Here is an 11,677-nt window from a genome sequence, read left to right as displayed (position 1 = left end):
GTCCTTGCACGGCAGGTGGGGCTGGCCGCCGTCGGTCGGCGGCGTCGGTTGTCCGGCCGGCGTCACTGGCGCCGGCATGGGGAAGAAAGTAAGGTGGCGCTTCATTCATGACAAATGAATAATTCAGAAAGAATCATTCTCCAGGAGAGAAACGTGGACCTGACCCAGCTGGAGTTCTTCCGCGCCGTCGCCCAGGACGGCAGCATCACCGCCGCCGCGGGCCGCCTGCACCGCGTGCCGTCGAACCTGACCACGCGCATCAAGCAGCTGGAAAGCGAGCTGGGCGCCGAGCTGTTCATCCGCGAGAAGTCGCGCCTGCGCCTGTCGCCCACCGGGCGCAGCTTCCTCGACTACGCCGAGCGCATCCTCGACCTGGTGGAGGAGGCGCGCCAGGTGGCCAGCGGCGCCGAGCCCCACGGCAGCTTCTCCCTGGGTTCGATGGAAAGCACCGCGGCGGTGCGCATCCCCGAACTGCTGGCGCGCTACCACCAGCGCTTCCCCAAGGTGCAGCTGGATCTGTCCACCGGCCCCTCGGGCGAGATGATCGACGGCGTGCTCTCCGGGCGCTTCATCGCCGCCTTCGCCGACGGCCCGGCCAACCACCCGCAACTGGACGGCCGCCCGGTGTTCCAGGAGGAACTGGTGCTGATGAGCGCCCAGGGCCACCCGCCGGTGCGCGATGCCCGCGACGTGGCGGGGGAGACGGTGTTCGCCTTCCGCGACACCTGCTCCTACCGCAAGCGCCTGGAAGGCTGGTTCGCCGAGCAGCGCGTGGTGCCGGGCAAGATCATGGAGATGGAGTCCTACCACGGCATGCTGGCCTGCATAGCCGCCGGCGGCGGGGTGGCGATCATCCCCAAGGCGATGTTCGACAGCCTGGCCGGCGGGCGCAACGTGACCATCCACCACCTGGCCCCCAGCCATGCCGAAGCCACCACCTGGCTGTTCTGGCGCCGCGGCACCGACACCCCGGCATTGCGCGCCTTCATCGGCCTGCTGGAACCGGAAAGGCGGGAGGCGGCGTAGGGCGTACAACCGTTCGCGGTTGTACGCCGATACACCAAGGTCCGCCCCGGGCGACGTGGTTGGGTCCGGAGCGCTCTGCAGCGGGGCTTCGTTGCGGGGTTTGGCGTGAGCTTGGGGTGAGGTCAAACGGCGTATAACCGCGAACGGTTATACGCCCTACGTCGCTGGGCTCCCGCGTTCGCGGGAATGACGGGGTGGGGTTTAGGAGTATCAGGATGACTCCTAACTCTCCATTCGCTCCGAACAGCCCCCTCTCCCGCTTGCGGGAGAGGGTTGGGGAGAGGGCGCTCTTACATCCAACACCGCAGCCGCCGGGAAATCCTGTTCGCGAGCAAGCTCGCTCCTACAGGTATGGCGACCCCTACTAAATGAAAACGACCCCTCCCGGGGCCGTTTCCATCATCAATGCGCCGCAGCCTTCACCGTCCTTGGCGGCGCGTGCTCTGCATGCTCGTTCTCCTCGTCGATCACCGGCACCTCGTTGCCGTCCTTGTCGTGCAGCCTGCCGTTGAGGAAGTAGTCGCCCTCGTTCAGCGCGGCGATGTCGCGGTAGCGCAGGGTGCGTTCCTCGGCGGCGACGAATACCGACTGCTGGTCCGAGTTGCCGGTCTTGAAGTGGTTGAACAGCAGGTTCAGGGCAATGGCCATGATGGCCGAGGAGCTGATGCCGGAGTGGAAGATGGTTTCCACCCAGCCGGGGAAGTTGTGGTAGAAGTTCGGCGCCGCGATCGGCAGCATGCCGAAGCCCAGGGCGGTGGCGACTATCACCAGGTTCATGTTGTTGTGGTAGTCCACCTTCGACAGGGTGCGGATGCCGCTGGCCGCCACGGTGCCGAACAGCACCAGGCCGGCGCCGCCGAGCACCGCCGGGGGCACTGCGGCCACCACCCGGCCGACCACCGGCAGCAGGCCGAGGGTCACCAGGATCAGCCCGCCGGTGGCCACCACGTAGCGGCTCTTCACGCCGGTCACCGCCACCAGGCCGACGTTCTGGGCGAAGGCGCTCTGGGTGAAGGAGCCGAAGATCGGCGCCAGGATGCTCGACAGCATGTCGGCGCGCAGGCCGTTGCCCAGGCGCTTGGAGTCCACCCTGGTGCCGATGATCTCGCCCACGGCGAGGATGTCCGCCGAGGTTTCCACCAGGGTCACCAGGATCACGATGCACATGGAGATGATCGCCGCCAGGTGGAAGGTCGGCATGCCGAAGTGGAAGATTTCCGGCATGGCCAGCATCGGGCCTTCGGTGACCTTGGAGAAGTCGGTCATGCCCAGGGCGTAGGCGATGCCGGTGCCGATCACCATGGCCAGCAGGATCGACAGGCGCGAGATGGCGGCGCTGCCCAGCTTGCTCAGCAATAGCACGATGACCAGGGTCACCGCGGCCAGGCCGATGTTCGCCGTGCTGCCGAATTCCGCCGCCTTGGGGTTGCCGCCCATGGCCCAGCGCGCGGCCACCGGCATCAGCGTCAGGCCGATGGTGGTGATGACCACGCCGGTGACCAGCGGCGGGAAGAACTTGGTGATGCGCGAGAACACCGGGGTGATCAGCAGGCCGATGGCCGAGGCCGCCATCACCGCCCCCAGCACCGCGGGGATGCCGCCGCCTTGGTAGCCGGTGGTGAGGATGGCGAGCATGGTCGCCACCCCGGCGAAGGACACGCCCTGCACCAGCGGCAGCTGGCTGCCGAAGAAGGGCAGGCCGAGGGTCTGCAGCAGGGTGGCCAGGCCGCCGGCGAACAGCGACGCGGCGATCAGGGTGCCGATCTCGGCGGGCGACAGGCCGGCGGCCTGGCCGAGGATCAGCGGCACGGCGACGATGCCGCCATACATGGTCAGAACGTGTTGCAGGCCGTACGCCAGGTTGGCGCCGACACCGAGGTTCTCGTCTTCCGGGCGGGTGCTGGAAGACGCTACAGCTGAACGGTCATTCATGGCTGGAGGACTCGCTTGTTTTTGTTGTGCCGAGCACTGTAAACACGGTTGTTCCTGTTTGGCTACTACCTTGTATACAAAATATTGTTCGACACTCTGAACTATCTGATTCGAAAGAGAAAATAATCTTCCGCGAAATGCGCAGGCGACCGCCTGCACGCCGTCCGGAACGAAGCAAGAACCTGGCCATGTCGTCAGGAATTTTGGATGCAGGGGTGCCGTAGGTCGGCACGGCCCGCGTGGCGCGAGGGCCCGACCATCGCGGCGGCCATGGAGCGAGGTGGCCAGAGGGAAGAAGTGCACGGAAGTCGGGCGCCGCGGCCTCAATATGGTGCCGCCTACGCCCGGCTTCACGGAATGCGGGCGCGCAAATGAAAAACGCCGCGACGGGGAACCGTTCGCGGCGTTTTCGCAGGGGCGGGGAGGAGCTTCAGATCATGAAGCGCAGGATGTCCGCCCGGTTCATCTCGGTGCGGCCTTCCTCGTACCAGCGCGGGATGACGTCCTTCAGGCCTTCCTTGGTGTCGTCCAGGTTGAACGGCGCCGGGTAGCGCTTCTTGCGGTAGGAATAGATGTAGTAGGTGCCGTCGCGGTAGAGGATGCGGTCGAAGGTGTAGAAGCCGATGTGCGAGCCGTTGCAGCGCGCGGTCAGCACCACGTCGCCTTCCTCGTAGGGCAGGGCGCCCTCGGCGCATTCGTAGGTGAAGAACTCGCGCACGTCGTCCCAGTCCACGCCGCTGCTGGCGCGCAGGAAGCCTTCGGCGGTGGTCTCGGAGTCCTCGGAGTGGTCGCTGTACCAGATGAACAGCGGAATGCTCTGGTTGGACTCCTCGCCCAGCCAGCTCTCGCCGTCCAGGTACTGCGCGGTGCGCGCCAGGCCCGCCTGCATGCGGCGGTGGTTCCAGCGGTAGTCTTCCAGGGCCTCGTCGAAGGCCTCGTTGTCGGCGCTGGGCAGCACGCCCTCGGTGGCCTTGAGTTGTTCGACGCGGGCCAGGTGCTGCTGGTAGAGCGCGGCGTCCTGGATGACCACGGCATTGTCGCGGGTCAGGCTGACGCCGATCTCGGTGAAGTTGGCGCTGCCGAGGATGACGATGTCCGGCTCGATCAGGTAGAGCTTCCAGTGGATGCTCTGCTGGTAGCGGAAGTCGACGGACAGCGCCAGGTCGTCGCCGCTCTCGCCGATGCAGTACTCGATGAAGTCCGGCGAGGTGAAGGAGTTGATGGTCCCGACCACTATGTCCAGACGGTTGCCGTTGGCGCGCAGGCTTTCCACCAGGGGTTCGGTGCCGGCGGCGAAGGCGGTGACGACCGTGATCTTCTTGTCGCGCTGTTGGCCGAGGTAGCCCGCGAGGTCGTTCTGATTATCGAGGATCTGCATAGGTTCTCCAGCAGCATGGGTTCCGCAAAATGTAGGCATTGTCGCACGCCGTTGGGGAGGTTTCACGCTTGGTGCGTAAAGGCTTGCGGTAGAGCAGGGGGCTTGGTTTTTTTGTAGGAGCGAGCTTGCTCGCGAACCGTGCTCGCCGGCGGCTATGGTGTTTCCGGTTGACTCCGAACCCTCTCCCCAGCCCTCTCCCTGAAGGGAGAGGGGGCTTGTCCGTGCCGAGAAGAGGAATGGTTTCAGCTGGAAACCTGCGGCGTTGCCGGCTAACTCCAAAATACCCAAGCACGCCGAACGGTCCCCTCTCCCTTCAGGGAGAGGGTTAGGGAGAGGGCGCTCTCAACCTCAGCCCCGCAACTCCCAGTGAACTCTGTTCGCGAGCAAGCTCGATCCTACGAAAAGCCGACCCAACCGCCAGACAAAAAAAGCCCGCCATACGGCGGGCCGAAGCGGAACCAAAGGAGTCTTTCAGTCGCCCATGCCATCCTCGATGGCGATGCCCTGCTTGCGCATCTCGGCGATCAGCTGGGCGCGGGTTCCCGGCAGGTTGAGCATGGTTTCGTGGCGAATCCCCGCTACTTCCTCCGCGCTGTACGGCTGGTAGCTGGCCGGCATGCTGTTGCCGGCCATGCCGTCCTTGCGCAGCAGCCAGTTGAGCATGTCCGCCAGTTGCGCATCGTTGAGCGCCGACATCGACATGCCCGGCACCCGCACCAGGAACTGGCGGCCACCCTCGACCTTGAGGAAGTTGCCGACGAAGCCGAGCATCCTCGGCACGTCGTTGGCCTTGGAGCCGGCGCCGTTGGACAGGTGGCAGCCCGCGCACTGCAGTTGGTAGTTGGTGGCGTTGCTGTAGCCGGCCTCGGCGATCGGCGTCTGCGGCGCCTCGTTGCCCGGCGCGTGTTTCTGGTGCGGGTCGGGGATGCTGCGGGCCTGGGCCGCCGAGGCGGCCAGCAGGCACAGCAGCGCGAGGGTCGGCAGCGAGTGCTTCATCTGCCTTATACCGCGACGCCGCGGATGACCGAGACGGTGCAGTGGTAGATGTGCGACTTGGCCGCCAGGCACCAGTTCACGTCGTTGTTGTTGAACGGACGGTAGGCCGGCTCCTCGCTGTCGTTGCGGGTGCAGGCGCACTGGTTGCAGCTGTGCTTACCGCAGCAGTCGTTATAGGAAATGATGTAGTTCTTGCCGTCGGCCGGGTTGTGGCAGGTGCCGACCCAGGCCACCTGCGACACCTCGGTGCCCGGCGGGCAGCTGGACACGCTGCCGCCGCAGCAGGAGCAGAGGAAGCCGTCGATGGAGCAGTAGCGCCAGTAGTCGCAGCTGTTGGGGTCGCCCGGGTCGCCGGCCATCGGCTTGTCGGCGGCCAGGGCCTTGCCGGTGCGGTCGATGGGCAGCAGCACCGGCAGGGCGGCGCCGGCCACCAGCAACGAACCCATGCGCGAGAGCAGCTTGCGCCGCGAGGTGGTGTCGGCGATGCGACGGGAGGAGCGCTCGAAGAGCTGGTCGAGGAATTTCATCGGTTATCCCTTTTTATTGTTCAGTGGGCGCTGTGCGAGTGCGCGTGGCCGGGCTCGTGGCTGTGAACCTGAGGCTGCTGGGCCTGCAGGTACTGCTGCAGGGTGGCGCTGCCCAGGTGCTCGGCCTCGAACAGGCTGTCCAGGTGCTCGCGGGAGTTGACCAGGCCCTTGGCGCGCAGGACGCCGTTCTGGTCGATCAGCGCCGCGTAGGGCAGCTTGCCGATCTGGTAGGTCATGCCCACTTCCGGGCCGACCACGTAGGTGGCGCCTTCGAGCTTGTGCTCGGCGATCAGCGCCTGCTGCGCGGCCGGCTCGCCGTCGCTGACGAAGACCACGTCCAGGCGCTGCGCCTGTTCCTTGGCGATGGACTTGATCGCCGGCAGCAGCGACTTGCAGATCGGGCAGGTGGGCGAGAGGAAGAACAGCAGCTGGGCCTTCTCGCCGGCGTAGCCGAAGTTCACCGGGCGGCCGTGGCGGTCGGCGGCGGTGACCTGCGGGGCCGGCTCATTCACGGCGACGCCCTTGTCGACCATCAGCGCGCCGGCCGGGGCGATGCGCCCGTGCAGCACGCCGATCTGGCGCACCAGGCCCATGACGACGAATGCCAGTGCCAGCAGCAGGCACCAGAGCAGGATGTTGGAAACGATCATGGCTTCCATGGTTCACCTTCCAATGAGTTTGAGCAGACGGGGGCCGTTGGCCAGCAGGCCGTCGGCGGAGACGTAGAGGAGCAGGGCGACGGCGCTGGCGGCCAGCGTCACGAAGCCGTCGAACAGGCCCAGCTCGCGGGCCTGCGGCTGCAGGCTGGCGAGCAGGGCCAGGGCGATGAGCACGGCGTTGCGCGCCAGCAGCACCGGGCGTAGCGGCTGGGCCTGGTCGGGCCCGGCGCAGCCGCAGTCGATGTCGCGGCGGCCGCGCCACAGGTTGACGCCGATGGCCGCGGCGTACAGCGCCAGCAGCAGGGCGGCGGCCAGGGCCGCCAGCGAACGGCTGGCCGGCACCAGCAGGGCGAAGGCGACGGCGCCTTCCACCAGCGGCAACACGCGGGCGGCCGGCTTGAGCAGGGCCTGCGGCAGCAGCTGGTAATCCTCCAGCTGCCGCGCGAAGCGCCCCGGCGCGCGCCACTTGTGGCTGGCGGCGCTGGCCAGGATCACCGACACCGAGACGGCGCCGGCGATCACATAGATGGGATCGGCTTGCATGGTCGTGCCTCTGTCAGTGGGTCAGGACCTGGGTGGCGGTCTTGGCGATCTTTTCCACGGTGCCGGTGTGCTTGCCGGCCTTCAGGTCGAAGATCTCCAGGCCGCCCTCGACGTTGGCGCCGTACAGCAGCGGGGCGTCGTCGCTGGTGGCGGTCATGCTCCAGACCGGGGCCGGGGCGCTGAGGGTGCCGATCTTCTTCTGCGTCTTCAGATCGTAGACCCAGATGTCGGTGCTCGGGTCTTCCCACTTCATCGGCTCGTGCTGGTCGTGCATCAGCACGTACAGGCGGTTCAGCTTCGGCGCCAGGGCCAGTTCCTGCCAGCCGCCGGGGGCCCAGCCGGCCTTGCGTTCGGCGTCGTTCACCAGCGACCAGGTCGGCAGCACCTTGGGCTGCGGGCCTGCGAAATCGATGGCATGGATGACGCCTTCGGTGGTGGTGAAGTAGTAGGTCTCGCCATTGTTGATGGCGCGCTCCACCAGCTTCTCCTTGTTCGGGTCGAAGAACGGCGTGCGGCTGCGGGCGGTTTCCTTGCCGTCTTCGCCGAGGGTCACCAGCTGCACGCTGCCGTCGCCGCACAGCGAGGCGAAGGCGCGCTTGCCCACCGGGTAGTTGAGCACGCAGCCGGGGATGGCGATCTCGGCGGTCACCGCCTTGGCCTGGGTGTCGACCACGGTCACCGAGGTGGACGGGGTGAAGTTGTAGACGTAGGCGAAGCGGTCGTCGCCGCTGACCGCCAGGCCGTAGCGCTGGGTCAGGGACTCGGAGCGCTTGCTGGGGATCACCACTTCCCAGGACGGCGACAGGGTGGAGGTGTCCCAGGCGGTCAGCACGTCGGTGCGGGTGCCGCGGGTGCCGCGCGAGTAGTACAGGTCGGCGGTGTACAGGGTGTGCTGGTCGTGGCTGAGGGTCGAGGGCGCGGCGAAGCCGGTGCTGACCATGCCGAGCATCTTCTTCTGCGCCGGGTCCACCACGGTCACGCGGCCGGTCACGAAGCTGTCGAACTCCACGTCGACGACGTAGGCGCGGTGCGGGTCCGGCGGGAACGGCAGGGTCGTCTGGCCGACGGTCTCCGGCGGCAGGTCGGCGAATGCGCCGCCGACGGCGGCCAGCGAGACGCCTAGCGCCAGCGTGGTACGAGCAAGGATCCTGGTTATTCGCATGGGGGGTGGCTCCCTCGATTTTATTGGATGGTCGGACCGCGGACCGGTGTGGACAGAAGACTGCAGCCCTAGTCTGCCCGGCGTTGCCCGGTGCTGCCTTGTTCTGCGTGCCAAGCCCTTGTCTGTCCCTGACAGGGCTTGTGCCGGCGTGCCAGGGCAAGCATCGGCGGGGTTCGCGCGGTGCGCCCTACCGTTGGTCGGCGGGCTTCACGCAGGGCAGGGCGATGCAGAACATGGCGCCGTGGGGCTCGACGTTCTGCGCCCAGATGTCGCCGCGGTGGCGTGAAACGATGTTGCGGCACAGCGCAAGGCCAATGCCGTTGCCGCTGACCTTGGAACTGAAGAAGCCGTCGAACAGCCGCTCACGCGCGCCGGCGTCGATGCCGCGGCCGAGGTCCTCGACGCAGAGCAGGGCGCTGTCGCCCTCGCGGCGGGTGTGGATGCGCAGCCGGCGGCGCTCGGCGGGCAGCTCGGCCATCTCCTCGATGGCGTTGAAGGCCAGGTTTAGGATCACCTGGCCGATCAGCACCTTCTCGCAGCTCACCGGCAGCGCCTCTGCGCAGGGCGCCAGCTCCAGGCGCACGCCGGCCGGCTGGCCCTTGAGGTCGATGAAATAGCGGGCGTCGGCCAGCAGCTCGTTGAGGTCGACGCACTGCTCGGCCTGCTCCAGGCGCACCACGTACTCGCGCACGCTCTTGATGATCTCAGAGGCGTGCTCGATCTGCCGCACCGCGCTGTCCAGGCCCCAGGCCACGTTCGGCTCGACCTCGCCCTGCTGGCCGAGGCGGATCACCGAGCCCTCGATGAAGTTGCGCGTGGCCGCCAGCGGCTGGCTCAGCTCATGGGCGATGGCCACGGCCATCTCGCCCATGGCGTTGTAGCGCGCCAGGTATTCCAGCTTCTGCTCGCTCTGCCGCCGGGCCTCCTCGGCGCGCACCTGTTCGCTGACGTCGCGGAACAGCAGCAGGTGGCCCTTGAGGTCGTCCTCGATCTCGATGTAGCGGCAGGTGGCGTGGTGCCAGCGCCAGTCGCCGTCGCAACGCCGCAGGTGGTAGCCGACGCTGTAGGGCTCACGGCTCGGCGGCGTGCGCGAGAGGTGCTGGAGCAGGCGCTGGCGGGACTTCTCGTCGCAGGCATCGAGGAAGTTGCGCCCCAGGTGGCGGCGGTCCGCGGCGCCCAGCAGGGCCAGGGCGGAATCGCTGATGAAGCGGATGTCGCCATCGGGGCCGAGCACCGCCACGCCCTCGGCCAGGTCCTGCATGAAGGCCTTGAGGCGGCTTTCGGTGCGCTTCAGCTCGCGCTTGACCTTGTCTTCCTTGGAGATGTCGCGGAACTGCACCATCAGCACGTCGCGCTCGGCCAGGTGGACCAGGGTGGCGGTCGCCTCGGAAAGGATGTCCACGCCCTGCTTGGAGCGGTAGCACCACTCGATGGCGCGTTGCCCGGTGCGCGCCGCGCCCTCCAGCCAGCGCAGGCCGATGGAGCGGCGGTACTTGGGCGCCGGGTTGGTCATGTCCGGGGCCTTCAGCGGCACCAGTTCCTCCAGGCTGAAGCCCAGGGCCTGCAGCGCGGCGCTGTTGGCCCAGAGGATCTCCTTGGTCTGCGCGTCGTGCAGCAAGATGCACAGCGGCATGGCCTCGATGAGCGCGTGGAAGTCGGTTTCGGCAGGCTGGAACATGGCGGGCAACTCTTGACGATGCGCGTTCCCGGACGCGGGGCACGGCTTTTATAGCGCGCAGCCTAGCGCGTCGGCGCTAGGAAACAACCCGGCGGGCACTAGGGGATTCCTTTAGCGCGCGGGCGGCACGCCCCAATAGAGGCCCGCTCGGCACGCTCCCTACACTGGGCCCCATCGACGGCCGCCGGCTCCCACCGGACGGCCGGCCCACAAGAACACAGGGAGACGCCCATGCCGCGTTCAGCCGCCGCCACAGATTCGCCCCTCGCCAGCCGTGCCAGCCTGTTCGAGCAGGTGCTCGACGAGGTCCGCCAGCGCCGCGACGAGTTCGATGCCCGCTCCCACGTGCCGCGCGACATGATCGAGCGCTTCATCGAGGCCGGCATCTACCGCTCCGCCACCCCGCGCTGCTTCGGCGGCGACGCGCTGCCGCCGGCCGAGTTCCTGCGCCTGATCGAGCGCATCGCCGAGGCCGACGGCTCCGCCGGCTGGGTGGCCAGCTTCGGCAGCGCCAGCACCTACCTCACCGCGCTGCCGCGCGAGACCCTGGCCGAGCTGTACGCCGACGGCCCGGACCTGGTGTTCGCCGGCGGCCTGTTCCCCATCCAGCCGGCCGAGCAGGTGGAAGGCGGCTGGCGCGTCAGCGGCACCTGGAAGTTCGCCAGCGGCTGCAAGGGCGCCGACGTGCTCGGCGTCGGCATCGGCCTCGGCGGCCCGGGCGGCAAGCCGCGCACCGCGCTGCTGCGGGCCCGCGACGTGGAGATCGTCGAGAACTGGGAAGTGGTCGGCCTGAAGGGCACCGGCAGCCACGACCTGCGCCTGGACAAGGTCTTCGTGCCCGACGCCTGGACCTTCATCCGCGGCGGCCAGAGCAGCATCGACGAGCCGCTGTACCGCTACCCGACCATCGCCTACGCCGCCCAGGTGCTGGCGGTGGTCAACCTCGGCCTGGCCCGCGCCGCCCTCGACGAGATCGCCCGCATGGCCTCCGGCAGCGGCGTGACCGGCGCGCCCAGACTGGCCGACCGCGCCTACGTGCGCATCGAGCTGGGCAAGGCCGAGGCGCAGCTGCACGCCGCGCGCGGCTTCTTCTACGACGCCACCGGGCAGGTCTGGGAATCGATCCTCGCCGGCAACGCCGTGACGCCCGAGCAGGTCAGCCTGCTGCGCCTGTCCGCCGTGCACGTGTCCCGCGCCGGCGCCGAGGTGGTGCAGCGCGCCTACGCCCTGGCCGGCACCACCGCCATCTACCTGCGCCACCCGCTGCAGCGCTACCTGCGCGACGCCATGGTGGTGACCCAGCACGCTTTCCTCAGCGACGGCATGTACGACGGCGCAGGTTCCGTGCTGCTCGATGTGCCGCCGTTCCCCGGCTACCTCTGATCGACACAAGGACAACAAACCATGACCCGACCCACCGCCGAACCCATGCGCGTGCTGTTCTGCATCGGCATCACGCAGAACTTCTTCGACCTGCCCACCGGCGAAGGCATCAGTGTCTGGAAGGGCTTCAGCCAGATGCTGGGCGAACTGGGCGCGCTGCCCGGCATGAACGTGCTCGGCGTGCTCGACGACGACCGCCTGATGGTCGGCGCCTCCAACACTGCGCCCTGGACCGTCTACATCATGGCCGACGTCGACTGCCACCAGACCGTGGTCGACGCCTGCAACCTGTTCCGCACCGTGCAGGTCGGCCCGTACAGCCTGTGGAAGTACGCCCGGATCGAGGCCCGCGTCGGCCGCCCGCTGAGCATCCCCGAAGCGGCGCGGAGCTGA

11 protein-coding genes are annotated in these 11,677 nt (G+C 67.8%); 3 read left to right on the top strand and 8 right to left on the bottom strand.

Going from position 1 to position 11,677, the window contains the following annotated elements; translation table 11 throughout:
- The first annotated feature begins 153 nt into the window (after positions 1 to 153).
- Positions 154 to 1,026, top strand: a complete 873-nt coding sequence (ptrR, locus tag BM060_RS08905; protein ID WP_074979300.1) for a putrescine utilization regulator PtrR — start codon at positions 154 to 156, stop codon at positions 1,024 to 1,026.
- Between the two features lie 402 nt (positions 1,027 to 1,428).
- On the opposite strand, the gene BM060_RS08900 is transcribed toward ptrR, so the two are convergent.
- The 8 genes from BM060_RS08900 to BM060_RS08865 all read right to left on the bottom strand — a co-directional run bounded on the left by BM060_RS08900 (position 1,429) and on the right by BM060_RS08865 (position 9,901).
- Positions 1,429 to 2,958 carry a nucleobase:cation symporter-2 family protein gene (locus BM060_RS08900; RefSeq protein ID WP_074979298.1) on the bottom strand — a complete coding sequence of 510 codons (1,530 nt, stop codon included), beginning with the start codon at positions 2,956 to 2,958 and terminating at the stop codon, positions 1,429 to 1,431.
- A gap of 430 nt (positions 2,959 to 3,388) precedes the next feature.
- Positions 3,389 to 4,336 (bottom strand): phospholipase D family protein, encoded by a 948-nt coding sequence (locus BM060_RS08895; RefSeq protein ID WP_074979296.1) that lies wholly within the window; start codon positions 4,334 to 4,336, stop codon positions 3,389 to 3,391.
- A gap of 471 nt (positions 4,337 to 4,807) precedes the next feature.
- Complete coding sequence (locus BM060_RS08890) at positions 4,808 to 5,332, bottom strand: cytochrome c family protein (protein ID WP_074979294.1); 525 nt, start codon at positions 5,330 to 5,332, stop codon at positions 4,808 to 4,810.
- A 5-nt stretch (positions 5,333 to 5,337) separates the two neighbouring features.
- Entirely contained in the window at positions 5,338 to 5,859 is a 522-nt protein-coding gene (locus BM060_RS08885; RefSeq protein WP_009622218.1) for a methylamine dehydrogenase light chain, read from the bottom strand.
- Between the two features lie 20 nt (positions 5,860 to 5,879).
- Positions 5,880 to 6,518 carry a methylamine dehydrogenase accessory protein MauD gene (mauD, locus tag BM060_RS08880; RefSeq protein WP_074979292.1) on the bottom strand — a complete coding sequence of 213 codons (639 nt, stop codon included), beginning with the start codon at positions 6,516 to 6,518 and terminating at the stop codon, positions 5,880 to 5,882.
- Between the two features lie 3 nt (positions 6,519 to 6,521).
- The gene (locus tag BM060_RS08875) at positions 6,522 to 7,061 is read right to left on the bottom strand and encodes a MauE/DoxX family redox-associated membrane protein (protein ID WP_074979290.1); all 540 of its coding nucleotides are present in this window, start codon (positions 7,059 to 7,061) and stop codon (positions 6,522 to 6,524) included.
- 13 nt (positions 7,062 to 7,074) lie between these two features.
- Positions 7,075 to 8,223, bottom strand: coding sequence for an amine dehydrogenase large subunit (locus BM060_RS08870; RefSeq protein WP_074979288.1), 1,149 nt, complete (start codon positions 8,221 to 8,223; stop codon positions 7,075 to 7,077).
- 187 nt (positions 8,224 to 8,410) lie between these two features.
- On the bottom strand, positions 8,411 to 9,901 hold the full coding sequence (locus BM060_RS08865) for a sensor histidine kinase (RefSeq protein WP_074979286.1): 1,491 nt from the start codon (positions 9,899 to 9,901) through the stop codon (positions 8,411 to 8,413).
- A 231-nt stretch (positions 9,902 to 10,132) separates the two neighbouring features.
- Here BM060_RS08865 and BM060_RS08860 point away from each other — a divergent pair, with 231 nt between their 5' ends.
- Positions 10,133 to 11,284, top strand: a complete 1,152-nt coding sequence (locus tag BM060_RS08860) for an acyl-CoA dehydrogenase family protein (protein ID WP_074979284.1) — start codon at positions 10,133 to 10,135, stop codon at positions 11,282 to 11,284.
- 21 nt (positions 11,285 to 11,305) lie between these two features.
- Positions 11,306 to 11,677 carry a hypothetical protein gene (locus BM060_RS08855; protein WP_043314878.1) on the top strand — a complete coding sequence of 124 codons (372 nt, stop codon included), beginning with the start codon at positions 11,306 to 11,308 and terminating at the stop codon, positions 11,675 to 11,677.

This window comes from Pseudomonas citronellolis (genome assembly GCF_900112375.1).
Classification (GTDB): Bacteria; Pseudomonadota; Gammaproteobacteria; order Pseudomonadales; family Pseudomonadaceae; genus Pseudomonas; species Pseudomonas citronellolis.
Note: the sequence above shows the minus strand (reverse complement) of the source record. Positions and strands in the feature narration are given on the sequence as shown.

What these genes read in the sequence shown, in the direction of transcription:
- BM060_RS08865 (WP_074979286.1), bottom strand. Translation starts at nt 9,901, where the DNA reads ATGTTCCAGCCTGCCGAAACCGACTTCCACGCGCTCATCGAGGCCATG.
- mauD (WP_074979292.1), bottom strand. Translation starts at nt 6,518, where the DNA reads ATGGAAGCCATGATCGTTTCCAACATCCTGCTCTGGTGCCTGCTGCTG.
- BM060_RS08875 (WP_074979290.1), bottom strand. Translation starts at nt 7,061, where the DNA reads ATGCAAGCCGATCCCATCTATGTGATCGCCGGCGCCGTCTCGGTGTCG.
- BM060_RS08885 (WP_009622218.1), bottom strand. Translation starts at nt 5,859, where the DNA reads ATGAAATTCCTCGACCAGCTCTTCGAGCGCTCCTCCCGTCGCATCGCC.
- BM060_RS08855 (WP_043314878.1), top strand. Translation starts at nt 11,306, where the DNA reads ATGACCCGACCCACCGCCGAACCCATGCGCGTGCTGTTCTGCATCGGC.
- BM060_RS08900 (WP_074979298.1), bottom strand. Translation starts at nt 2,958, where the DNA reads ATGAATGACCGTTCAGCTGTAGCGTCTTCCAGCACCCGCCCGGAAGAC.
- BM060_RS08890 (WP_074979294.1), bottom strand. Translation starts at nt 5,332, where the DNA reads ATGAAGCACTCGCTGCCGACCCTCGCGCTGCTGTGCCTGCTGGCCGCC.
- BM060_RS08870 (WP_074979288.1), bottom strand. Translation starts at nt 8,223, where the DNA reads ATGCGAATAACCAGGATCCTTGCTCGTACCACGCTGGCGCTAGGCGTC.
- BM060_RS08895 (WP_074979296.1), bottom strand. Translation starts at nt 4,336, where the DNA reads ATGCAGATCCTCGATAATCAGAACGACCTCGCGGGCTACCTCGGCCAA.
- BM060_RS08860 (WP_074979284.1), top strand. Translation starts at nt 10,133, where the DNA reads ATGCCGCGTTCAGCCGCCGCCACAGATTCGCCCCTCGCCAGCCGTGCC.